Origin of the sequence: Flavobacterium sp. 22659, from assembly GCF_052044235.1 — a bacterium.
GTDB classification, from domain to species: Bacteria; Bacteroidota; Bacteroidia; order Flavobacteriales; family Flavobacteriaceae; genus Flavobacterium; species Flavobacterium johnsoniae.
This window is the reverse complement of record NZ_JBQEMU010000040.1, coordinates 1-22,606: the sequence shown is the minus strand read 5'-3', so window position 1 is coordinate 22,606 and position 22,606 is coordinate 1. Positions and strand designations below refer to the sequence as shown.

Annotated in this window: 24 protein-coding genes; 21 read left to right on the top strand and 3 right to left on the bottom strand. The window is 34.4% G+C overall.

All coding sequences use genetic code 11. The features are described 5' to 3' along the window. The first annotated feature begins 386 nt into the window (after positions 1–386). The 10 genes from ACTJIW_RS23955 (at position 387) to ACTJIW_RS23910 (ending at position 9,524) form a co-directional block, all read left to right on the top strand. Positions 387–947 carry an NfeD family protein gene (locus tag ACTJIW_RS23955; protein ID WP_440716534.1) on the top strand — a complete coding sequence of 187 codons (561 nt, stop codon included), beginning with the start codon at positions 387–389 and terminating at the stop codon, positions 945–947. Between the two features lie 11 nt (positions 948–958). Next, complete coding sequence (locus tag ACTJIW_RS23950) at positions 959–2,473, top strand: flotillin family protein (protein WP_073410180.1); 1,515 nt, start codon at positions 959–961, stop codon at positions 2,471–2,473. Between the two features lie 120 nt (positions 2,474–2,593). After that, positions 2,594–3,478, top strand: coding sequence for a DMT family transporter (locus tag ACTJIW_RS23945; RefSeq protein ID WP_440716533.1), 885 nt, complete (start codon positions 2,594–2,596; stop codon positions 3,476–3,478). Between the two features lie 220 nt (positions 3,479–3,698). Beyond that, a complete protein-coding gene (locus tag ACTJIW_RS23940; RefSeq protein ID WP_440716532.1) occupies positions 3,699–4,406 on the top strand; it encodes an HAD family hydrolase in 708 nt (235 codons plus the stop codon). Then, the gene (locus tag ACTJIW_RS23935) at positions 4,406–5,038 is read left to right on the top strand and encodes a CatA-like O-acetyltransferase (RefSeq protein WP_440716531.1); all 633 of its coding nucleotides are present in this window, start codon (positions 4,406–4,408) and stop codon (positions 5,036–5,038) included. The genes ACTJIW_RS23940 and ACTJIW_RS23935 overlap by 1 nt, the downstream gene beginning before the upstream one ends. A gap of 109 nt (positions 5,039–5,147) precedes the next feature. Next, positions 5,148–6,278, top strand: a complete 1,131-nt coding sequence (locus ACTJIW_RS23930) for an OmpA family protein (RefSeq protein WP_440716530.1) — start codon at positions 5,148–5,150, stop codon at positions 6,276–6,278. Between the two features lie 161 nt (positions 6,279–6,439). Beyond that, the gene (locus ACTJIW_RS23925; RefSeq protein ID WP_440716529.1) at positions 6,440–7,894 is read left to right on the top strand and encodes a hypothetical protein; all 1,455 of its coding nucleotides are present in this window, start codon (positions 6,440–6,442) and stop codon (positions 7,892–7,894) included. Between the two features lie 65 nt (positions 7,895–7,959). After that, positions 7,960–8,478, top strand: coding sequence for a ferritin (locus ACTJIW_RS23920; protein WP_121359804.1), 519 nt, complete (start codon positions 7,960–7,962; stop codon positions 8,476–8,478). A gap of 81 nt (positions 8,479–8,559) precedes the next feature. Next, positions 8,560–8,745, top strand: a complete 186-nt coding sequence (locus ACTJIW_RS23915) for a hypothetical protein (RefSeq protein ID WP_044047488.1) — start codon at positions 8,560–8,562, stop codon at positions 8,743–8,745. Positions 8,746–8,831: 86 nt separating this feature from the next. Beyond that, a complete protein-coding gene (locus ACTJIW_RS23910; protein ID WP_440716528.1) occupies positions 8,832–9,524 on the top strand; it encodes a DUF2461 domain-containing protein in 693 nt (230 codons plus the stop codon). An 86-nt stretch (positions 9,525–9,610) separates the two neighbouring features. On the opposite strand, the gene ACTJIW_RS23905 is transcribed toward ACTJIW_RS23910, so the two are convergent. Then, positions 9,611–9,937, bottom strand: a complete 327-nt coding sequence (locus ACTJIW_RS23905; protein WP_121359802.1) for a single-stranded DNA-binding protein — start codon at positions 9,935–9,937, stop codon at positions 9,611–9,613. A 175-nt stretch (positions 9,938–10,112) separates the two neighbouring features. Between ACTJIW_RS23905 and ACTJIW_RS23900 the strand changes: the two genes are divergently transcribed. From ACTJIW_RS23900 to ACTJIW_RS23890, 3 genes are read left to right on the top strand one after another with little or no spacing between them, the layout of a single operon-like run. Continuing rightward, positions 10,113–11,639, top strand: a complete 1,527-nt coding sequence (locus ACTJIW_RS23900; protein ID WP_044048221.1) for a carbon-nitrogen hydrolase family protein — start codon at positions 10,113–10,115, stop codon at positions 11,637–11,639. Beyond that, a complete protein-coding gene (locus tag ACTJIW_RS23895) occupies positions 11,639–11,986 on the top strand; it encodes a hypothetical protein (RefSeq protein WP_012022957.1) in 348 nt (115 codons plus the stop codon). Before ACTJIW_RS23900 ends, ACTJIW_RS23895 begins: the two co-directional genes overlap by 1 nt. Positions 11,987–11,997: 11 nt before the next feature. Continuing rightward, on the top strand, positions 11,998–14,397 hold the full coding sequence (locus ACTJIW_RS23890) for a M28 family peptidase (protein ID WP_440716527.1): 2,400 nt from the start codon (positions 11,998–12,000) through the stop codon (positions 14,395–14,397). A gap of 58 nt (positions 14,398–14,455) precedes the next feature. Here the strand turns inward: ACTJIW_RS23890 and ACTJIW_RS23885 are convergent, their stop codons facing one another. Continuing rightward, the gene (locus ACTJIW_RS23885; protein WP_012022959.1) at positions 14,456–14,851 is read right to left on the bottom strand and encodes a rhodanese-like domain-containing protein; all 396 of its coding nucleotides are present in this window, start codon (positions 14,849–14,851) and stop codon (positions 14,456–14,458) included. A 147-nt stretch (positions 14,852–14,998) separates the two neighbouring features. Here ACTJIW_RS23885 and ACTJIW_RS23880 point away from each other — a divergent pair, with 147 nt between their 5' ends. From ACTJIW_RS23880 to ACTJIW_RS23865, 4 genes are all read left to right on the top strand, one after another. Continuing rightward, entirely contained in the window at positions 14,999–15,898 is a 900-nt protein-coding gene (locus ACTJIW_RS23880) for a LysR family transcriptional regulator (protein WP_440716526.1), read from the top strand. Then, a complete protein-coding gene (locus ACTJIW_RS23875; protein ID WP_440716525.1) occupies positions 15,886–16,335 on the top strand; it encodes an N-acetyltransferase family protein in 450 nt (149 codons plus the stop codon). The genes ACTJIW_RS23880 and ACTJIW_RS23875 overlap by 13 nt, the downstream gene beginning before the upstream one ends. Before the next feature lie 147 nt (positions 16,336–16,482). After that, complete coding sequence (locus ACTJIW_RS23870; RefSeq protein WP_440716524.1) at positions 16,483–17,295, top strand: SDR family oxidoreductase; 813 nt, start codon at positions 16,483–16,485, stop codon at positions 17,293–17,295. A 150-nt stretch (positions 17,296–17,445) separates the two neighbouring features. Further along, entirely contained in the window at positions 17,446–17,922 is a 477-nt protein-coding gene (locus tag ACTJIW_RS23865) for a methylated-DNA--[protein]-cysteine S-methyltransferase (protein WP_440716523.1), read from the top strand. Positions 17,923–17,925: 3 nt separating this feature from the next. Here the strand turns inward: ACTJIW_RS23865 and ACTJIW_RS23860 are convergent, their stop codons facing one another. After that, entirely contained in the window at positions 17,926–18,282 is a 357-nt protein-coding gene (locus ACTJIW_RS23860) for a winged helix-turn-helix transcriptional regulator (RefSeq protein ID WP_274251797.1), read from the bottom strand. A 115-nt stretch (positions 18,283–18,397) separates the two neighbouring features. Between ACTJIW_RS23860 and ACTJIW_RS23855 the strand changes: the two genes are divergently transcribed. From ACTJIW_RS23855 to ACTJIW_RS23840, 4 genes are all read left to right on the top strand, one after another. Further along, a complete protein-coding gene (locus ACTJIW_RS23855; RefSeq protein ID WP_440716522.1) occupies positions 18,398–18,814 on the top strand; it encodes a carboxymuconolactone decarboxylase family protein in 417 nt (138 codons plus the stop codon). Positions 18,815–18,853: 39 nt separating this feature from the next. Further along, positions 18,854–19,567, top strand: coding sequence for a 3'-5' exonuclease (locus ACTJIW_RS23850; RefSeq protein WP_073410193.1), 714 nt, complete (start codon positions 18,854–18,856; stop codon positions 19,565–19,567). A gap of 93 nt (positions 19,568–19,660) precedes the next feature. After that, positions 19,661–20,734 (top strand): winged helix DNA-binding domain-containing protein, encoded by a 1,074-nt coding sequence (locus tag ACTJIW_RS23845; protein WP_440716521.1) that lies wholly within the window; start codon positions 19,661–19,663, stop codon positions 20,732–20,734. Between the two features lie 285 nt (positions 20,735–21,019). Next, positions 21,020–22,459, top strand: coding sequence for a nucleoside recognition domain-containing protein (locus tag ACTJIW_RS23840; RefSeq protein WP_440716520.1), 1,440 nt, complete (start codon positions 21,020–21,022; stop codon positions 22,457–22,459). Positions 22,460–22,606: the final 147 nt, after the last annotated feature.

Here is a 22,606-nt window from a genome sequence, read left to right as displayed (position 1 = left end):
TTTTCTACCAACCTTTAATGCCTAACGGCATATTTAAAAATCATTACAAAACGAAAAATATATCTGAAATTTTAGAGGCAATTTAATCCTCTTTTATATCATCAATTTAAAATCAGCAAATTATGCCGTTAGGCATTAAAGGTTGGTAGAATATTAAATTTAAAATTCGTTTTCGTGCCGTAGGTACGATACATATCTTGCGTACCTACGGCACGCTGAATCGATGCTAATCTATTTTTTCTACCAACCTTTAATGCCTAACGGCATATTTAACCTCATTGATGGTTTTCTTATAATTCCTTTTTTATATAAATTTTACACAAATTAGTTTTCTTTCATAAAAAGTAAGATATTAGCACCAAAAGCTATTCGAAAAACTAAAAATTATGGAACTATTAGAAAGTTTGCCTACACTGCTTAAATCTTTTTGGTATATCGCAATTCCAACAAGTTTAATTTTTCTTATTCAAACCATTATTACCTTTACGGGTCTTGATGTTGCAGATGGTTTCGACACTGATTTTCATGCAGATGCACACGATGGCGATTTTCAGCTTTTTTCATTACGAAACCTTATCAATTTTCTTTTAGGTTTCAGCTGGACGGGAATTTCGTTTTATTCTACAATTGGCGAACATACCTGGTTTCTTATTATTTTATCACTTGTTGTTGGCGTTTTATTTGTGCTTTTGTTTTTCTTCGTTATCAAACAAGTACAAAAACTAGCAGAAGACAATTCTTTTAAAATCACTAATACGCTTAATAAAACCGCCGAAGTTTACTTAACAATTCCCGAAAACAAAACAGGAAAAGGCAAAATCATGATTAGCGTAAACGGTTCTTTTCATGAATTAGAAGCGATGACAGAACAAAGCAAAATTCCGTCTGGAGCAGCTGTAAAAGTTATCAAAATCGAAAACAACATTTTAATTGTAGAAACCATATAACACAAATCATAATGAACCCAATTATTTTAATTGCAGTTGCGGCAATCGTTCTATTCGTAACAATTTCGGCATTAATATCGCGGTACAAGCGTTGTCCGTCAGACAAAATCTTAGTTATTTACGGTCGTACAGGAGGAACCTCAGCACGATGTGTACACGGCGGCGGCGCTTTTATCTGGCCGGTAATTCAGGATTATGCATTTTTAGATTTAAAACCGCTTTCAATCGAAGCTAATTTGACTAATGCGCTGAGCCGTCAGAACATTAGAGTCGATGTTCCTTGCCGATTTACCATTGCAATCTCTACAGAATCAGACAGTATGAATACTGCTGCCGAAAGATTGTTAGGTTTATCATACGAGCAGGTTCAGGAACTGGCAAAAGATATTTTGTTTGGTCAGTTACGTTTGGTAATTGCAACTATGACAATCGAAGAAATCAACTCAGACCGTGACAAATTCCTGGATAATATTTCGAAAAACGTTGACAGCGAATTAAAGAAAATTGGTTTAAAATTAATCAACGTAAACGTTACAGATATTCGTGACGAGTCTGGATATATTGAAGCTTTAGGAAAAGAAGCCGCTGCAAAAGCTATTAACGAAGCAAAAATCAGCGTTGCCGAACAGGAAAAAATCGGGGAAATTGGTAAGGCTCTTGCCGATAGAGAAAAAGATACTCAAATTGCAGAAACACACAGAGACCGTGACGTAAAAATCGCGATTACTCAAAAAGATAAAGAAATCAGTATTGCTACTGCATCAAGAGATGAAACTATTGGTAAAGCCGAAGCACAGAGAGATACAAGGGTAAAAACTTCTGAAGCAAACGCAATTGCGATTCAGGGAGAGAACGAGGCTAAAATTGCCATCGCTAATTCTGAAGCATTACGTAGAGAAAAAGAAGCAGAATCATTGCGTGTTGCAATAGCTGCCGAAAAAGTACAACAGGCAAAAGCATTAGAAGAATCATACGTTGCTGAACAAAAGGCCGAGCTTGCACGTTCTGAAAGAGAACGTTCTACTCAAATTGCCAACATTGTGGTTCCTGCCGAAATTGCTAAACAAAGAGCTATTATCGAAGCTCAGGCCGCTGCCGAAACTATCAGAGAAAATGCACGAGGTGAAGCCGATGCGATTTATGCTAAAATGGAAGCCGAAGCAAAAGGTCTTTTCGAAATATTAACCAAACAAGCCGAAGGTTACAAAGATGTTGTGGCTGCTGCGGGCGGAGATCCAAGCAAAGCATTCCAGCTTTTATTATTAGAGAAGCTTCCTGAATTGGTTAAAACTCAGGTTGAAGCGGTTAAAAACATCAAAATTGACAAAATCACCGTTTGGGATTCTGGAAATGCTCAGGGCGAAAATGGCGGTTCAACAGCCAATTTTGTTTCTGGAATGATGAAAACAGTTCCGCCATTGAATGACTTATTCAATATGGCCGGATTAAATTTACCGAGTTATTTAAAAGGTGAAGATACACCCGAAGTTCCGCCAGCTATTGAAGTTGTAGAAAAAGAAGAATAATTTTTAAATTCTGTCATAAAAAAGCGCGAACCGATTAACATTTTTAATTGATTCGCGCTTTTTGCTTTCAAAGTATTCACTTTGTAAAGTATCTTTGAAAAATAATACACGATTAATACAATGAAAATCACAAAACCAAGATTAGCTCTAATCTGCGGTATACTCTGCATCTCAATTTTCCCTATATTGGTTAAATTACGTTTAACGCCGGGATTAATCTCTGCTTTTTACCGAATGGCATTTGCCGTCATACTGCTTTTGCCGTATGTGCTGTTGAGCGGCAATTTTAAAATTCCAACATTAAAATTCGCGCTTTTAGCAGCGCTTTGCGGTGTTTTATTTGCATCAGATGTAGCCGTTTGGAATATCGCCATTCAGGAATCAAGCGCGACTCAGGCTTCGCTACTCACAAATTTATCTCCGGTTTGGGTTGGCGTTGGCTCTTTCCTGTTCCTCAAATCAAAACCTGCAGCAAACTTCTGGATTGGAACTCTCGTGGCTCTATTCGGAATGATAACTTTGGTGGGCTTTGAGTTTTTTATTGATTTGAATTTCGATCAGGCTTTTCTGTTTGCCGTTTTATCCGGAATCTTATATTCTATTTATCTTTTGGTAAGCAAAAATGTACTTTCAACCGTCGATGTTTTATCGTTTATGACAATTAGTTTACTGGCTTCTAGTATTTATTTAGGAATTTTGTGTTATTCGCTGAACGAACCTTTTACCGGATTTTCAGATGCGGGATGGTTTGTATTAGTTTTGCAGGCTGTAATCTGTCAATTGTGTGCTTGGCTTTCGATTAGTTATGCCACGCAGCACATGCGCGCAACCAGAGTTTCATTGAGTTTATTGAGTCAGGCTGTAATTACCTCTATTTTAGCTTGGTTGTTTTTAGAAGAAAAAATAACTTTACAGATGGTTTTCGGCGGAATTGTTTTGCTTTTCGGAATCCGAATTACTTTTTACGATAAGACAATATCTTTAAAGAAACTGTTTTCTAAATAGTTTGCCCACTGATTTTACGGATGAAAATGGTTTACACTGATAGTTTGTGCAATTCGAGGTTTCACGCAGATTGAGCAGATTTTAAAAAATCATTTTAATCTTAATAATCTGTGGCTAAAAAAAATTAGTGCAATTCGTGAATTGCTTCGCCTGTTCACTATCGCTCGGGTCGTGGCGAAAAATAAACCTGAAACAAACAAAACTTGAAACAAAAAAGCTTATGTTACATAAAAGCAAAATACCAAACTTAAAAGTAATCGCATTTGATGCCGATGATACTTTATTTGTAAACGAACCTTATTTTCAGGAAACCGAACATAAGTTCTGCGCTTTGATGGAAGATTATCTTTCGCATCAGGGCATTTCGCAGGAATTATTCAAAATCGAAATTGCCAATCTGCCTTTGTACGGTTACGGGATTAAAGGCTATATTCTTTCGATGATCGAAGCCGCAATGAATATTTCAAACAATACGATTCCGGTTGAAGTGATTGAAAAGATTATTCAATATGGAAAGGAATTACTCGAAAAACCAATCGAACTTCTTGACGGAATCGAAGAAACCTTACAGGCTTTACACGGAAAATACAAATTGGTCGTAGCAACAAAAGGCGACTTAAAAGACCAGCACAGCAAATTACACCGCTCTGGTTTAGGTCATTATTTTCACCATATCGAAGTAATGTCAGACAAACAGGAAATCGATTATCAAAAATTACTGGGACGTTTAGACATTCAGGCCAATGAGTTTTTAATGATAGGCAATTCATTAAAATCAGATGTACTGCCAGTTTTAGAAATTGGCGGTTATGCTGTTCATATTCCGTTTCACACAACTTGGGAACACGAAAAAATCAATCACAAAGTTGAACATAAACACTTTAGTTCATTTGAAAAAATTACTGAGGTGGTTCATAATTTATTATAATGAAAACACTTTTAGACTTAGAAAACTGGAACCGTAAAGAGCATTTTGAACATTTCTGCCGAATGGAAGAACCATTTTTTGGCGTGACTGTCGAAATTGATTGTACAAAAGCTTATCAAACGGCAAAAGAATTAAATGCTTCTTTCTTCATTTTCTATTTACACAAAACCTTAACAGCCGTAAATACGGTTGAAAATTTCAAATACCGAATTTCAGAAGGCAAAATTTATATCAACGACCGTATCGATGCTTCGGCAACAATTGGCCGTGCAGACGGAACTTTCGGATTTTCTTTAATAGAATACAATCCTGATTTTAAAATCTTTGAAAAAAATGCTCTAACAGAAATTGAACGCATTCAAAATACAACCGGACTTTTTACAAGATCTTTTGATAATGACAATCTGATTCATTTTTCGGCAATTCCGTGGTTAAACTTCACTTCTATTTCGCATGCCAGAAGTTATACTTTTCCGGACAGCTGCCCTAAAATTTCATTCGGAAAAATGATTGTTTCTGAATCTGGAAAACGCACAATCGCAATGTCTGTACACGTTCACCATGGATTGATGGACGGCTTGCATGTAGGACAGTTTGTAGATTTCTTTCAGGAGGTTATGAATACAAAATAGTTTTAATCTTACAAATTTACCTTATTTTGATACTCTAATACCTTTTAGGGGACGTCTTAAGCAGTAATAAATTCGTTGGTTTGGGGAAAATTTTAAAACTCATATTACAATGAAAAAAATTGTTATTACTCTGGCGTTTGCTTTAGGGTTAATTCATGTAAATGCACAAACAGAAAGCTCTGCAAATAGCTATAACAAGTGGTCTGTAGAACTTGCGGGAGGATTAACTAAACCTCAAAGACCATTCTCTGCAGGTTACACTACCGCTACTCCAAGCCCATGGGTTGGTGATTTAGGTGTTCGTTACATGTTTAACAACAAATTTGGTTTGAAGGCTGATTTTGGATACAACAGTTTTACTGCAAAAAGCAGTTCTATAGATTTTGATTCAAGATACTATAGAGTAGATTTACAAGCTGTTGCCAACTTAGGCCGTATCATGAACTTTGAAACCTGGACTAACACTTTTGGTTTATTAGGACATGTAGGTTTTGGTTATGCTCAATTAAGAAGCGACAACTTCAGAGGAGCTGATGAAATGGGTAACTTTATTGCTGGTGTAACTGGACAAATAAAATTATCTAACCGAGTAGCTTTAACTGGAGATTTCTCTACAATCTTAAATGCATCTCAGGATCATACTTTTGATGGAGCTTATCTTGCTGGGAACAGAGGTTATTCTGGTTTAATATTCAATGGTACAGTTGGTTTAAACATTTACTTAGGTAAAAACACTAAACATGCTGACTGGACTGTAGTTTCTGAAAATGTAGACCTTAGTGCTTACGATAACAGAATTGCTGATCTTGAAAACCAAATCAAGAACATACCATCAAAACAAGTTGTCGTAGAAAAACCAGTTAACAACACTACTGTTGTAAACGATAAAGATGTTGTAAAAGAATTAATAAACGATAAATATTACAGCGTTTATTTTGATTTCAACAAAGCAACTCCTATCGAAAACTCAACTGCTGCAATCGATGTGGTTTTAACTTACTTAAGAAAAAACCCTTCTGCATCTCTTGATATTATTGGTTATGCTGATCAGGTTGGAAAAGCAGAATACAATGAAAAACTTTCAAACCAAAGAGCAGAAAATGTAAAAACTATCTTTGAAAAAGCTGGAATTGCATCTTCAAGATTAAACGTTATTCCTGCTGGTGCAGATACTTCAATCCAAAAAGATTCAGAAGAAGCTAGAAGATTAGCTAGAAGAGTTACTTTTAAAGTAAAATAATTCTTTTTGATAATTAAAATCAAGTCCTTAAGAGATTTCTTAAGGACTTTTTTTTATCTCTTTAAGGTTCAAATCAAACCTATTATCACGATATAATTCTATTGCATTTATGTACCGTTTATTTCGCTAAATTTGGAATGATATTTGACGTTTGAAAACTCATGAAAAAGCTATTACTTATCTCACTTTTACTTTCGAAATCAGTACTGATAGGTCAAACAGTATTAAATTCGTTTCCATTAAATCTGAATAACCCATCAGATGAAGGACAGATTATAAATGCCGAAGATGTAAAAACGCATGACATTTATGTTTTTGCATCTGATGACAAAAAAACGACTATTTTAAAATACAACAAGTCGTTGTTCCTTACAACTCAGTTTACTGATTCTATAAAATTTGCCTCAAATAGAAACTTAATAGGGTACAGTATTGGTGAAGACAAAAACCCTTTGTTATATTGGGCTTCCGCAAATTTGAGAAATATACGTATTGTCAAATATTTCCCAGAAATGAAAACTTCCAGGTCATTAAATTTTGATTTTCCGGATAACCATGAATACATTATAACCTCTTTTCAAAAAGACAATGCCTTTTATCTTCTGGCAAAAGAAAGAGCCCAGCAGCATCTTCTTCTTTATAAATTTGACAACGGAAACTGTGAAATAAAAATGTTCGATTTTTCTTCTTTTGCCTTTCAAAATGGAGGAGGAAAAAGTTTATCATTTAGCAGTCTTATTCGGTACTACCCCATCCAAAAAATGGATTTAAATGATTTTAATCCTATAGATAAAACGGCTGCAATCAATAAAATGTATGTTCTTGACGGTCATATTATATTGACATTAGACTATAATTCAAAAAAAACACATGTTTTCGATCTTAATATCGAGACTTCAGATATAAAAGAGAAATTTTTCAATCTGCCTGTTTCCCAAAAACCAATTCAAACAGCAAACTCATTTTATTACGATAAAAAGCTATTTCAGATAGCAGCAAATAAAGATGAATTTTTGTTTGATATAAAAGATTTTGAATCTGGAAATAGCATTAAAAATACTGCCCTGACAAAAAATGATACGATTCAGTTTAAAAACTCTCCTTTTTTAGTTCAAACAGATAACAACAGACCTCAGCAAATAAAAAACACAGCAAAATTCCTTAAAAATTTAGCAAACTTAAGTGCCGGGATTTCTGTTACCAAAAACGGAGAAAACAATTTCATTACTTTTGGAGGGTACATAGAATACGTAAACACTGATTATTTATACAACTCAGATGAAATTTTAAATTTTTCCGGCATGCGTACACAAAGCAAAATGGTCTACTTTGACTCTATGCTTAATAAAAATTTAGATTTTGTAAAAAATGAAAAGCCGGATCCTTTAGCAATAGATAATTTATACTTTTTCTTAAATACCAATAATACCATCATATTGCAAAACACATTAAGACTAAAAAATTTTTACATTTTAAGTTATTATGATCCTGCTTTAAAACAACTCGTTATGAGAAAATTTACAGATGGATTTACGAACGAAGGCCCAGGAAATCCAATCATGAACAAATCTGTATTCTCAAAGCCTGCTTCTTTTGATCCAATAAATTCCCATTAATGTTTTCGCGGTTTCCAAAAAATGGTTTGGATTATTTTTTCTAATTTTACAAAAAAGACATCATTATGCTATCAAAAAATATTGAATCGGCTTTAAATAAGCAAATCCGCATAGAAGCAGAATCTTCTCAAACTTATCTTTCTATGGCTTGTTGGGCTGAAGTACAAGGATTAGAAGGAATTGCTCAATTTATGTACACTCAGTCAGATGAAGAGCGTGCACACATGCTTAAATTGGTTAAGTATGTAAACGAACGCGGAGGGCATGCACAGGTTACAGATCTTAAAGCGCCAAAAACAACTTATACTACTTTCAAAGAGATGTTTGAAGAGCTTTACAATCACGAACTTTTTGTTTCGCAATCTATCAACGAATTAGTGCATATTACTTTTGAAGAAAAAGACTATGCTACACATAATTTCTTACAATGGTACGTTTCTGAACAAATTGAAGAAGAAGCTACAGCTAAATCTATTTTGGATAAAATCAACTTAATTGGAGACGATAAAGGCGGACTTTATTTGTTTGACCGTGATATTCAGCAATTAACAGTTACAAGCTCTATTGCTATAAATCCAAAATAAAAAAGTTAAAGTTTATTTAGAACGCTTAAAAATAACTTTTTTCGTTTATATTTGTCTCTGTTTTTATAATACAGAGGAATTTTGAGCAAGAAAGACAAAGACAAGGACAAAAAAAAGGATAAAAAGAAAAAGAAGAATAAAGATATCCTTGATAAAATTAAGAAGATTGAAAACTGTAAATCTTCTTGCTGTGAGAAATATAAAAAGAGCGAAAAGAAACGCTGCTCACGTTGTCCTATGTTTGATTTATTTAAAAAAACGGCTTAACGATATAGAAAACCCACCAAGAAATCTGGTGGGTTTTTAATTTTACTTACATTCGTCTTCTGATTATAAAAAGGTTCAATTTAATTATGGAAAACCAAATTCTTATTCCCAAATCGAGTTTAGATTTTTTAGTACAGTTGAAAGACAACAATAATAAACCGTGGTTTGAAGAACATAAAGCAGAATATTTAAAAGAGCTCAATTACATTGAAACTTTTGCAGGCGCACTTCTTCATGAACTTTCTAAAACTGATGTATTCGAAACACAATCAGGCAAAAGAAGTGTGTATAGAATTTATCGCGATATTCGTTTTTCTAAAGATAAAACCCCTTTTAAAACTTATTGGGGCGGCAGTTATAAACGTGCTACAAGTGCAAGACGCGGCGGTTATTATTTTCATATCGAAAAAGGAAACACTTCTTTGATTGGCGGCTTTTGGGGACCAAATGCTGCCGACTTGAAACGCATAAGAAGTGAATTTGCCCACGATCATGAATCATTTAGAGAAATTTTAAATTCAAAAACCTTCAAAAATAATTTCGGAACCATGGAAGGCGAACAGCTCAAAACAACACCAAAAGGTTTTGATGCAGATCATGAAGCTATCGATTTACTTCGTTACAAACAGTTTTTAATCATAAAACGTTTTACGGATGAGGAAGTTTTGAGTCCGCAATTTCTTGAAAAAGCTTTAGAAGCATTTCAAAACATGAGACCATTTTTTGATTATATGAGCGAAGTGCTTTCAACTGATATAAACGGCGCCTCAGTTTTATAAAAATATTTCAACGCAAAAGTTAAACCCGACAGGTTTTAAAAACCTGTCGGGTTTGTTTCTTTACGCGGCGTTTAATCAAAGAGTATTTACAGCAATAAAATCTCGTTTACAACAACTTCGGTTATGTACTTTTTCTCACCGTTTTTGTCATCGTAACTTCTGTGGGTTAACTTTCCGTCGATCGCAACCTCTTTCCCTTTTACAACAAACTTTTCGATTATTTCAGCCGTTTTTCCCCAAGCTGTAACTCGGTGCCATTCCGTCTGCTCTACTTTTTCGCCTTTATCGTTTCTGTAAATTTCGTTTGTTGCAATTGTTAAATGTGCCAGTTTTTTACCGCTTTCTAATGTTTTAACTTCTGGGTCGTTTCCTGCGTTACCAATTAATTGTACTCTGTTTTTCATTGCATTCATGGCGTATACTATTTAAATGTTCATATAAAAATTCGTTGATCAAATTCAACGATGCAAAATTGCGCTGTCTCGGCTAAAATATTCGGTTGCAAACTATTTACTTTCGGTTGTAAATATTTGTAAGCGTTTGTAAATGGAATTTATTTTTGCTATATTTGAGAGAAATCGTACATATATGCAGACAGAAATTAAAAAAGTTGAGTTACGAAACCTTGCGTTTGAAGATTACAAACAATTGAAAAATTCAATGGTTGAATCGTATCCAGAAATGGCAAACTCCTACTGGAGATCTAATGACATCAAAAAACTACTCTCAATATTTCCCGAAGGACAATTGGTAATATTAGTCGACGGCGTAGTCGTAGGTTCAGCATTATCGCTTATTGTCGATGAAAAACTGGTTGACAAAAGACACAATTACAGACAAATCATTGGCGATTATACTTTTTCGACCCATAATCCTGACGGTGAAATTTTGTACGGAATTGATGTTTTCATTCATCCAAATTACCGCGGACTTCGTTTGGGCAGACGTCTTTATGATGCCCGAAAAGAACTTTGTGAACAACTGAACTTAAAAGCGATTGTTTTTGCAGGAAGAATTCCCAATTACAATCAATATTCGAAAAAGCTTTCACCCAGAAATTATATTGAAAAAGTAAAAGACAAGGAACTTCATGATCCGGTTCTTTCATTTCAATTGAGCAATGATTTTCATGTATTACGCATCATTAAAAATTATTTGGAAGGCGACGAAGAATCTAAAGAATTTGCGGTTCTTCTGGAATGGAACAATGTGTATTATGATGAAAGTCCAAAGTTGATTAATTCTGAAAAAAGCATTATTCGTTTAGGATTAATTCAATGGCAGATGCGTCAGCTTAATAATGTTGAAGCTCTTTTTGAACAGGCCGAATTTTTTATTGATGTCGTTTCCGGCTATGGAAGTGACTTTGCTCTTTTTCCAGAACTTTTCACGGCTCCTTTAATGGCCGATTTTAATCACTTATCTGAGGCCGAAGCGATTCGGGAATTGGCACGACATTCAGATCCCATTAGAAAACGCTTTCAGGAATTTGCCATTTCATACAATATCAATATCATAACCGGAAGTATGCCTCATCTCGAAAACGGTATTTTGTATAATGTTGGTTTTTTATGCAAAAGAGACGGAACTTCTGAGATGTATTATAAAATTCACATCACACCAAATGAAGTGCATCATTGGGGAATGAAAGGTGGATCTGAGTTTAAAACTTATGATACGGATTGTGGTAAAATTGGAATTTTAATTTGCTATGATGTCGAATTCCCTGAGCTTTCAAGATTATTGGCCGATGAAGGAATGAATATCTTATTTGTTCCGTTCCTGACTGATACTCAAAATGCTTACACGCGAGTAAAACACTGCTCTCAGGCACGTGCGATAGAAAACGAATGTTATGTGGCCATTGCGGGCTGTGTGGGAAATCTTCCGAAAGTAAACAATATGGATATTCAATATGCACAGGCTTCGGTTTTTACACCTTCTGATTTTGCTTTTCCAAGTAATGGAATTAAAGCAGAAGCTACTCCAAATACAGAAATGACTTTGATTGTTGATGTTGATCTAAATTTATTGAAAAATCTTCATGAACATGGAAGCGTGCGAATTCTAAAAGACAGAAGAACAGATTTGTATCAAATTAACAAAACAAAATAATGAGAACGTGTCTTGAATGCTCTGAAAAACTTGTAGGCAGAGAAGATAAAAAGTTTTGTTCAGACAGCTGTCGTAATGCTTATAATAATAAAATAAACAAAGACAGCAACAATTATATGCGGAATGTAAATAATAAGCTACGAAAAAATTATCGTATTTTATCGGAGCTGAATGTTGATGGAAAATCAAAAGCAACGAGGGACAAAATGATTAACAAAGGCTTTGATTTTGATTTCTTTACTAATATCTTGCAGACCAAAACAGGCAATACCTACTATTTCCTGTACGACCAGGGATATAGATCTTTGGACAATGATTATTATATGCTTGTTAAAAAAGAAATTTAGATGTATTTACTATGAGAAAAAACCCCACCTCGATTCTCGCAATAATCTGCATTCTGGCATTGTTAGCTGTTATATATGCCACAATGATGCCTCAATACATTTCAAAAAATGATGAAGCTCTCGCCGATTTTTCTACCGAAAGAGCTTTAAATCAGGTTGAAATTATAGCTCAAAAACCCCATTATGTGGGTTCAACTAATCATGAATTGGTTGCTAATTATCTTAAACTTGAGCTTAACAGAATTGGATTAGAAACTAGTGTTCAGGAAGGTTTTACTCTTAATGATAAAGGGCTTTTGGTAAAGTCTAAAAATATCCTTGCCCGAATAAAGGGAACAAACAATACAAAAGCACTATTATTACTTTCTCATTATGATAGTGCACCGCATTCTTTTTCAAAAGGTGCAAGTGATGATGCCTCTGGCGTTGCAACAATATTAGAAGGAATCAGGGCTTTTTTATATGCCAAAGAACCTCAGAAAAACGACATCATCATTCTTTTTTCAGATGCTGAAGAATTAGGTTTAAACGGCGCGGCACTTTTTGTAAACAAACATCCGTGGGCAAAAGATGTTGGTTTGGTTTTAAACTTTGAAGCAAGGGGAACTTCAGGACCAAGTTATATGCTGATGGAAACCAATCAGGGAAATCAGGCACTTGTAAAAGAATTTACCAAAGCAAAACCTTCTTATCCGGTTTCAAATTCATTGATGTACAGCATCTACAAAATGCTTCCAAATGATACTGATTTGACTGTTTTTAGAGAGCAGGGAAATATTCAGGGGTTTAATTTCGCTTTTATCGACGGACATTACAATTATCACACACAGCAGGACGATGTTCAGCATTTAAACAAAATGACATTGGCGCATCAGGGTTCTTATTTGATGCCTTTATTAAAATACTTCGCAAATACTGACTTAAACCAAATTACTTCACCAAATTCAGAAGATTACGTTTATTTCAACGCTCCTTTTTCTTTCATAAGTTATCCTTTTTCATGGGTAATGCCAATGACACTTATCGCTTTTGGTCTTTTAATGCTTTTTATGTTCATTGGAAAAGCCAAAAGAATGATTTCATTAAGAGAAATATTCAAAGGTTTTGTACCGCTTTTAGGATCTGTAATTATTGCTGGTTTGGTAACCTTTTTAGGATGGAAAATTATTCTAGAGATTTACCCGCAGTATTCTGATCTTTTAAACGGATTTACATACAACGGACATGCTTACATTGGCGCATTTGTAACTTTAAGCATTGCGATCTGCTTTGCTTTTTACCATCATTTTTCTGATGCAAAAATAACAATGACCCATTTCGTAGCGCCTTTGCTGCTTTGGATTATTATTAATGCTTTTTTAGCAAACAGTTTAACTGGGGCAGGATTCTTAATTATTCCGGTATATTTTGGAATTCTTTTATTCGGAATCTTCGTTTTTACGCAGCATTACAGTTTAGGCATGAATTTACTTTTCAGTATTCCAGCTTTGGCTATTATTGCTCCTTTTATAGTAATGTTTCCAATTGGTTTAGGTTTAAAAATACTTTTTGGAAGTGCAATCCTAACCGTTCTTCTTTTCGGATTATTACTTCCAATATTTAATACTTTCGCTAAAAAAGGCGTATGGATTATGGTTTTCTTTGCTGTTTCCATCGGATTTTTTATTTACGCAGGTGTTCATTCCAGCTATGAACCAGGAAAAGCAAAATCTAACAGTTTGTTATATATCTATAATGCAAACACCAACTCGGCAGTTTGGGCAACTTATGATGTAAACCTTGATGAATGGACTAAAACGTATTTAGGACAGAAAAATCAAAAAGTTGTTGGGCTCAACAGTCTGCCAATCGCAAGTAAATACAATACAGGATTTACATACAGCTCCATTGCGCCAATTGTTGATGTTCCAAAACCAACTATTGCTTTCCTAAAAGACAGCGTTGTGGGTAATAATCGCTATTTAAAAATCAAGATTACGCCAAATAGAAAAGTGAACCGTTACGATATTTACGCTAATCCAAAAATGACATTTTATAATTTCAAAGCAAATGGTGTATCTACTTCAGGCGAAAAGACAAATCGTTTAGAAAGAGAAGGAATGCGTCTGTTATGCTATTATGTTGTAGGCAACGAACCGCTTGTGATGGATTTCTACATCAACAAATCGTCTGTTTTTGATATGGATTTAATTGAAAGTTCTTTTGATTTAATGACAAACCCTCTGCTTAAAGTAAATCCGAGAAGCGACTGGATGATGCCGACTCCATTTGTATTGAATGATGCCGTAATGATTCAGCAGAAAATTAAACGATATACCGCTCCGGTTAATCCGCCAGTACAGCCGGCACCAGTTAAGGACAGCGCCGTAATTGCAAAAGACAGTTTAATACAGCCTGTTAGGCAGCCATAATAAAGTATTCTCAAAATAATAAAAAAGCAGACTTTGATTATAAAGTCTGCTTTTTCTTTTAACAGGCACATTCAATTTTTAAACCTGTTTTAATTCCTTTGGAACCTTCTGTTGCATATCCGTCGAACTTCCACCACTCGATTCCGCCCATCAGCTCTTTTACTTTAAACCCTAATTTAGTCATATTCAAAGCGCCTTTTGTTGAAGCATTACAGCCAATTCCATCGCAATAAGTAACATACAAAACATCTTTATCTAAATGTTTTGTTGTTTCTGCCGACATTTCGCGATGCGGAATATTAATCGCATTTGGAATATGTTCTGCTTCAAATCCAAACGCTTTTCTGGCATCCAGTGCTATTACTTTTTCGCCATTATTTAAGGCATCAAATAAATCTGAAGGATCCATTTCAAAAGCTAACTTATTCTCGTAATGTTTAATTTGCGTTTCCATTTTAATTATGTTTTAATGATTTGTTTTTTCAAAAGTAGAAGATCATTAGATGTCATAAAAACGAAAAGAATTCATGAACGGCATTAGTTTTTTTCATGTAAAAGCCAGTTTAAAATTTTGTTACTTTGTTGTAGCAATACTTTAAAAATGGAAATACGTCATTTAAAATTGATAAAAGCAATTGTTGAAGAAGGAAGCATAACAAAAGCTATTGACAAACTTCACTTGACACAATCGGCTTTGAGTCATCAGCTCAAAGAAGCAGAATATCAATTGGGTACGCCCATTTTTTTAAGAACCAATAAAAAACTGGTTCTTACCAAAGCCGGAGAAAAAATCTATGAACTGGCAAATGAAATCCTAAACAAACTCACCGAAACCGAAAGTCAGATCAAACAAATGGTTTTTGGAGAATATGGCGAAATTAGAATCAGTACAGAATGTTTTTCCAGTTATCACTGGCTTCCATCGGTTTTAAAGCAGTTTCACCTTTTATATCCAAATGTTGAATTGAAGATTGTTACCGAAGCCACTCATATTCCGCTGCAAAAACTTTTAGAAAACACGATTGACATTGCCATTGTAAGTGACACTATAAAAGACCATCATATAAAATACACCGAATTATTTCAGGATGAAGTAGTAGTGGTGATTTCAGAAAACCATCCGTGGGCCGACAAAAAGTATGTCGTTGCCGAAGATTTTGTAAATGAACATTTAATTATTCATTCACTTCCTATGGAAACGGTTACAATTCATCAGTATTTTTTGGCTCCAGCCAAAGTAGCTCCGAAAAAGATAACACCGCTCCCATTAACAGAAGCTTCTCTTGAAATGGTAAAAGCTGATATGGGCATTATGTCGATGGCAAAATGGGCATTGCAGCCACATATAAAGAACAATCCAATTAAAGCGGTAAAAGTGGGCAAAAATGGCTTAAAACGAAAACATTTTATCGCGACCAGAGCAAACGAAACTTATCCTGATTATTTTCAGCATTTTATTAACTTTTTACAAAACGAAATCAATCTACAATGGAATATTTAATTAGAAAGTGCGAAATCGCCGATTTACCTAAACTGGTTATTTTATGTCAAAAACATGCCGACTTCGAAAAGGCCGACTATTCTCCAGAAGGCAAAGAAGAAGGTTTAAAAAAAGCCTTGTGTAGCGAAAACCCAAAACTGCATTGTTTAGTTGTGGCAGTAAAAAATACAATCGTGGGATATGTTTCTTATACTTTCGATTTTTCTACCTGGAACACTGCCGATTTTCTGTATATGGATTGTTTATTTCTGGAAGAAGAAGCACGCAGTTTCGGGATTGGCGAAGTTTTAATCGATAAACTAAAAGAAATTGGGATCGAAAACAACTGCGTTAACATACAATGGCAGACACCTCAGTTTAACGAAAGAGCCATTAAATTTTACACCAGAATGGGTGCAAAAGGAAAAGACAAAGTCCGATTTACGTTAACTTTATGATGATTAAATTTCCCAATCCAGGGGCGAATACAGAAAATTCAGCCACAGATTAGAGGATTGAAATAATTTTAAAATGTGTTTAAATCTGCGTGAAGCAAAAACCTCTGAACCTTTGTACCTTTGTTTCTTTGAACCTCAAAAAACAAAATGAAACAAATAAGCATATTGGGTTGCGGCTGGCTGGGTTTGCCTTTAGCAAAAAAACTAATCGAAAAAGGACATACGGTAAACGGATCGACAACTTCTGAAAATAAACTTTCAATATTAAAAGATGCTGGAATACATCCATTTTTGGTTACCGCTGAAAGCGACAGCGTTTCTAAAAACTTTACTGATTTTCTAGCCGGAAGCGAAATCCTGATTATTGATATTCCTCCAAAGTTACGCGCGGTTGCTTCAGATTCTAATATGGTTTTTGTGCGAAAAATCGAAAATCTGATTTCATTTATAGAAAAATCAAGCATTCAGAAAATACTTTTTGTGAGTTCAACTTCTGTTTACGGAGATGATAATGATAGTATTACCGAAGAAACAATTCCTAATCCCGAAACCGAAAGCGGAAAACAATTGCTTTTAGCAGAAAAGGTTCTTCAAAATAATCCAAACTTCGAAACTACGATTTTGCGTTTCGGCGGGTTAATTGGCGAAGATCGTCATCCCGTTAAATTTCTGGCTGGAAAAGAAAATCTTGAAAATCCAGACGCGCCAGTAAATCTAATTCATCAAAATGACTGCATTGAAGTTATTGAAGCAATCATAAACCAAGAAAAATGGAATACTGTTTTTAATGCCGTTGCTCCTTTTCATCCAACAAGAGAGGAATATTATACTCTAAAAGCAAAAGAACAAAACTTAGTTTTGCCAAAATTCAGTTCAGAGAAATCAAATATCAAAAAGACTATTTCAAGCAAAAAAATTGAAAATATTCTAAACTATCAATTTCAGTTGAAAAATTATTAAACGATATAAATTGTGTAAGTTCATTTAATCGAGACTTTCCTAAACTTGCAATGGCAAAACAATTACTGATCTAACTTATATAGTAAAAAAAAACTTTGCGAACTTTGCGAAACCTTCGTGTCTATGCGGTAAAAACTTTACGGTTAAATTATGGAAACAGTATATATCAATTCGCCTTTAGGAATTACCAAAATAGTTGGTGATGAAGATGGTATTGTAGTAATCTCTGTTTCTGATGTAGGAACAAACGAAGTTTCAAAAAAAATTCCAAAAGTTTTAAAAGATGCCGTTTCACAGCTTGAAGAATACTTTGAGGGCAAAAGAACCAATTTTGACTTAAAACTAAATCCTCAGGGTACCGAATTTCAACAAAAAGTCTGGAAATCATTACTAGAAATTCCATACGGAAAAACGGTAAGTTATATGGATCAAACCAAAAAGCTGGGCGATGTAAAAGCAATTCGGGCCGTGGCTTCGGCAAATGGAAAAAATCCGCTTTGGATTGTAGTTCCCTGTCATCGTGTTATTGGCACAAATGGTTCTTTAACAGGTTACGCCGGCGGATTATCACGCAAAAAATGGCTTTTGGAACATGAAAGCCCAAGTAAACAACAAAGTTTGTTTTAGGTTTTATTTTTTAGGAGGAAATTCGATACCCGCTTCCTTCACTAATTCATAACCATAATTCATAATTGTTTCAATAACAGGAATAGCTTTCATTCCCTTTTCAGTAATCGAGTATTCTACTTTTGACGGCACAACAGGATATACTTTTCTCTCAATTAAGCCTTTACCTTCTAATTCTTTTAACTGGCTTGCAAGCATTTTATCAGTAATATGCGGAATATCCTTTTTTAACTCCCCGTATCTCAAAACGTTTTTGTGCAGTCTCCACAGAATTGGCATTTTCCATGTTCCTCCAATATGATTTAATGCAAATTCAATTGGAGTATAATACAATTTATTGTCGTAAAAAAATTCCGGCATGATTCAAAGATTTGATTATGATATACTTTCAAAAAAGTAAGTATACTACATAAAAGTAAGTAATAAAATTCAAGGTTTTTTCTGATGTAAATTTGCAAAAAAATTAGATTACATTATGGATTACATTAAAATTTCGCAGGAAACAATTGGGCATTTATACAAAGCTCACACAAGTGTTAGAAAATCAGAAATAGACATTAAACTTCTGGCATTGACAGATCTTAGAGTTTCGCAATTAAATGGCTGTGCTTATTGCTGTAGTTTTCATTCAAACGAATTAAGAGAATTTGGAATTGAACAAAGTGTTCTCGATAAATTATCAGGATGGAAACTTTCTGATTCTTTTGATGAAAAAGAAAAGCTAGCTTTGGAATGGGCAGAAGCAATTACAAAAATGGAAACAGATTTAACTGCCATTAGAAAGAGGTTAGAAATAGTTTTTACCGAAAAAGAATTGGTAGATTTAACTGCGAGCATTTCAATTATGAATACTTTGAATCGTTTGCGAATTACATTAGGGGATAATCATTAATTATGTAATTTTATACGCACAATAATGTCCACATAAAAAATGATTGAAAAAATAAACCTAAACAATATTCTATTTCTTGATATAGAAACCGTTCCGGAAGAAGAAAACTTTAATTCGCTTGATGAAGAAATGAAATCACTTTGGGATATTAAAACACAATATCAGCGAAAAGACGATTTTACACCAGAAGAATTTTATGACCGTGCCGGAATCTGGGCTGAGTTTGGAAAGATCATTTGTATTTCGGTAGGCTATTTTACAATCAAAGGCGATGTTCGAAATTTTAGGGTGACTTCTTTTTTTGGAGAAGAAAAAAAGATCCTGAAAGACTTTAATAACCTGTTGAACAATCATTTTAATCAGCCTCAGCATCTTTTATGCGGACATAATGCGAAAGAATTTGACATTCCGTTTCTGGCTCGCCGAATGATCATCAACCAAATCGCAATTCCCGACAAACTGAATTTATTTGGAAAAAAGCCCTGGGAAATTGCACACCTTGATACTTTAGAATTATGGAAGTTTGGCGATTATAAGCATTTTACGTCTTTAAAACTATTAACCAAAATTCTAGGTGTTCCTTCTCCAAAAGGAGATATCGACGGCAGTCAGGTTGCACATGTTTATTATGTAGAAAAAGACATTGACCGAATTATTACGTACTGCGAAAAAGATACAATTGCCGTAGCACAGATTTTTCTTCGTTTACGTCGAGAAGATTTGCTGATTGATGAAGAAATAATTCATGTATAGTTTTTTGAGGTACAAAGCTAAAAAGGCTAAGAGACACAAAGTTTATATTGAAGTAAACCAACATAACTTACAGTTTTTAAATAGTTTATAAAAATGACACACGAAGAAATTTCACATCATCGGCTTGTTTCACAAAAACTTTATAAAACAGAGAAATGTTCTCCGCAGGAAATAGTACGTCATTTGGGTGCTATGCAGGCTCAGGATTATGCCATGGCAAAGTGGGCAATTGGTTCTAGATGTGATGCTTCTGAACAAGAAATTGAAGAAGCTATAAACTCGGCAAAAATTATTCGGACTCATATTTTACGGCCAACCTGGCATTTTGTTTCAGCCGATGATATTTACTGGATGCTGGATCTTTCTGGACCTCAAGTACAAAAAATGACTATTTCTGCTGTCAAAAAATATGGTTTTGATATCAAGAAATTAGACAAAACAATTCATTCGATTGAAAAATTATTATCTGGAAATACACATTTAACCCGAGATGAAATCATGCAGGAACTTGACATTAAGAGAACTTCAAAAGAAGATTTTCTTAGTGCAGCAATTATGATGCATGCAGAACTTGATGGTTTGGTTTGCAATGGAAAAATGAAAGGCAAACAAATCACGTATGCCTTGCTAGAAGAACGTGTCAAAAAGCCAAAAACGAACTTTACAAAAGAAGAAGCTTTAGCAAAATTAGCCAAGCGTTATTTTGAAAGTCACGGTCCGGCAACTTTGCTCGATTTCTCGTGGTGGTCTGGTTTTGCGCCAACTATCTGTAAAAAAGCCGTTAACGCAATTGAGTTGCAAATAAACTCAACTGACATTAACAACCAAACGTATTACTTTATAAATCAAGGATCTAATAAGAATTCTTTCCGCGAAAGCGTACACTTTCTTCCAGCATTTGATGAAATTTTGATTTCATATAAAACTAGAGAAGCTTCTTTTCTATCAGATCATCAAACTAAGGTTTTTACCAATAACGGCATCTTTAAACCGATAATTCTAGAAAATGGAAAAGTTATTGGAATATGGAAACGAACCATAAAAAAAGACCACGCCAAAATTGAAACGGAGTTTTTTAATGAAACCGAAAATTCAAAAAAAGAAATTTTATTTGAAGGGATTAAGTCTTTTGAGAAGTATTTGGAAACTAAAGTTATTATTGAATAACCTACTATTCTAAAAAAACTGGATCATTATGTTTCGCTCCGCTGGAGCTTTTTTGCATTTTTTTCTAAAGCTATAAATATATCGCTCTTCCAGAGCTGTCAAAATAGTAATAAAGCTCTGGAAGAGCGATATATTTATAGAAATTAAGCCAATTATAACAAAAGCCCCAGCGGGGCGGCATATTTAAACATTATACAAGCCTGTAATTATCGAATTGCACCCTCAATAAATAAAATCTTTATGCATATTCTGGCTAAATAATTACATTTACAAAAAAATAGAATTATGGTATTAAGCAGATTTTGGTTAGTTATTTTTATTTCTTCGATTGTTTTTATTGTTGTAAGCTTATTTACAGCCAACACTTATACTATTGATTCTGTTTTAAATGGAAAGAAAGACGATCCAATTCTGGTATCTGAAAAATATATCGAACAGCTTCCTGTTTTTATTAAAGACAGTATAAAAAAAGCTCCAGATCAAACCATGATTATTAATCGTGACACGCTTAATGCCGACACGACTTATGTTTATAAAAACAAAACTGTAAAAATTTACAGCGGACTTCAGAAATCTGATGGTTTACTGCCGACTTGTAAAAGCACTTTGGTTGATTTAATTCTGCCATTGATTGCTTACCTGGCTTTTTTCTGCGGCTTAATGGAACTTTTAATTGTTTCTGGCGCATCTGGAAACCTGGCTAAAGTATTGAGTCCAGTATTTGTAAAGGTTTTTCCAAGTATTCCAAAAAATCACCCGTCAATATCATACATGACTTTAAACTTTGCTGCAAATTTCTTAGGATTGGATTCGGCTGCAACACCATTTGGACTTAAAGCCATGGAGAGTTTACAGGAAATAAACCCCGATAAAGACAAAGCCAGCGACGCCCAGATTATGTTTATGTGTCTGCACGCATCAGGTTTAACTTTGATTGCTACTTCAATTATTGGATATCGTGCTGCTGCAAACGCAAGTAATCCTGCAGATGTTATGCTGCCTTGTATTATTACTTCTTTCATAGGAACAATTGCTGCTTTTTTAATTGTGGGTATTAAACAAAAAATAAATTTTAAAAGTGCTTCGCTTCTTATTGGTCTAATGGGATTAATCGCTGCCATTATTGGCTTATTGATGTATGTTAATCATTTAGACTTAATTGGAAAAAACTACTTCACTTCTAACCTTTCTGGATTAATCTTAATTGCCATTATTGCTTTTACTTTGATTTTCTCTTTCAAAAATGAAAAGAAATTCAGCGAAGCCAACACAACTGTTTTTGACACTTTTGTTGTTGGCGCTAATAATGGTGTTAAAACCGGAGTTACTATTTTCCCTTATGTTTTAGGAATGCTGGTTGCTATCTCTTTATTCAGAAACAGCGGTTTGTTCGAAATTATCAGTGATGGAATTGCGTTTGTATTTTCTAATATGGGTGTAAGCAAAGAAATCACAAATGCTTTACCGGTTGCAATGCTTCGTCCGTTTAGTTCTGCAGGATCACGCGGCTTCCTTATCGACTCTATGAATACTTTTGGAGCCGATTCTTTAACGGCAAGATTAAGCAGTATTTTTCAGTGCAGTGCCGAAAGTACGTTTTATGTAATTGCAGTTTATTTTGGCTCAGTTAATATCAAAAATACCCGTTATGCTTTAGGAACGATGCTTTTGGTTGATCTTATTTGTGTTATTACGGCTATTTTTGTGGCGACTTGGTTTTTTTAAAAAGCACGAAATTTCGAAGGAATGATAAATGTTGCCACAACGGATTCCCTATTCTAGATAACCGGATTAAAATCTCGCCCTACAATATTGCTCGAACCGAAGGTTCTTTTTATTCGAAACCGAAATCAAAAAATCCCGAAGGAATGA

Bases quoted from the DNA above. Each gene is read 5' to 3' on its own strand.
- ACTJIW_RS23945 (WP_440716533.1), top strand. From the start codon at position 2,594: ATGAAAATCACAAAACCAAGATTAGCTCTAATCTGCGGTATACTCTGC.
- ACTJIW_RS23875 (WP_440716525.1), top strand. From the start codon at position 15,886: ATGGAATATTTAATTAGAAAGTGCGAAATCGCCGATTTACCTAAACTG.
- ACTJIW_RS23860 (WP_274251797.1), bottom strand. From the start codon at position 18,282: ATGCCGGAATTTTTTTACGACAATAAATTGTATTATACTCCAATTGAA.
- ACTJIW_RS23925 (WP_440716529.1), top strand. From the start codon at position 6,440: ATGAAAAAGCTATTACTTATCTCACTTTTACTTTCGAAATCAGTACTG.
- ACTJIW_RS23900 (WP_044048221.1), top strand. From the start codon at position 10,113: ATGCAGACAGAAATTAAAAAAGTTGAGTTACGAAACCTTGCGTTTGAA.
- ACTJIW_RS23895 (WP_012022957.1), top strand. From the start codon at position 11,639: ATGAGAACGTGTCTTGAATGCTCTGAAAAACTTGTAGGCAGAGAAGAT.
- ACTJIW_RS23855 (WP_440716522.1), top strand. From the start codon at position 18,398: ATGGATTACATTAAAATTTCGCAGGAAACAATTGGGCATTTATACAAA.
- ACTJIW_RS23910 (WP_440716528.1), top strand. From the start codon at position 8,832: ATGGAAAACCAAATTCTTATTCCCAAATCGAGTTTAGATTTTTTAGTA.
- ACTJIW_RS23920 (WP_121359804.1), top strand. From the start codon at position 7,960: ATGCTATCAAAAAATATTGAATCGGCTTTAAATAAGCAAATCCGCATA.
- ACTJIW_RS23840 (WP_440716520.1), top strand. From the start codon at position 21,020: ATGGTATTAAGCAGATTTTGGTTAGTTATTTTTATTTCTTCGATTGTT.
- ACTJIW_RS23850 (WP_073410193.1), top strand. From the start codon at position 18,854: ATGATTGAAAAAATAAACCTAAACAATATTCTATTTCTTGATATAGAA.
- ACTJIW_RS23930 (WP_440716530.1), top strand. From the start codon at position 5,148: ATGAAAAAAATTGTTATTACTCTGGCGTTTGCTTTAGGGTTAATTCAT.
- ACTJIW_RS23950 (WP_073410180.1), top strand. From the start codon at position 959: ATGAACCCAATTATTTTAATTGCAGTTGCGGCAATCGTTCTATTCGTA.
- ACTJIW_RS23885 (WP_012022959.1), bottom strand. From the start codon at position 14,851: ATGGAAACGCAAATTAAACATTACGAGAATAAGTTAGCTTTTGAAATG.
- ACTJIW_RS23865 (WP_440716523.1), top strand. From the start codon at position 17,446: ATGGAAACAGTATATATCAATTCGCCTTTAGGAATTACCAAAATAGTT.
- ACTJIW_RS23955 (WP_440716534.1), top strand. From the start codon at position 387: ATGGAACTATTAGAAAGTTTGCCTACACTGCTTAAATCTTTTTGGTAT.
- ACTJIW_RS23845 (WP_440716521.1), top strand. From the start codon at position 19,661: ATGACACACGAAGAAATTTCACATCATCGGCTTGTTTCACAAAAACTT.
- ACTJIW_RS23870 (WP_440716524.1), top strand. From the start codon at position 16,483: ATGAAACAAATAAGCATATTGGGTTGCGGCTGGCTGGGTTTGCCTTTA.
- ACTJIW_RS23935 (WP_440716531.1), top strand. From the start codon at position 4,406: ATGAAAACACTTTTAGACTTAGAAAACTGGAACCGTAAAGAGCATTTT.
- ACTJIW_RS23880 (WP_440716526.1), top strand. From the start codon at position 14,999: ATGGAAATACGTCATTTAAAATTGATAAAAGCAATTGTTGAAGAAGGA.
- ACTJIW_RS23890 (WP_440716527.1), top strand. From the start codon at position 11,998: ATGAGAAAAAACCCCACCTCGATTCTCGCAATAATCTGCATTCTGGCA.
- ACTJIW_RS23905 (WP_121359802.1), bottom strand. From the start codon at position 9,937: ATGAATGCAATGAAAAACAGAGTACAATTAATTGGTAACGCAGGAAAC.
- ACTJIW_RS23940 (WP_440716532.1), top strand. From the start codon at position 3,699: ATGTTACATAAAAGCAAAATACCAAACTTAAAAGTAATCGCATTTGAT.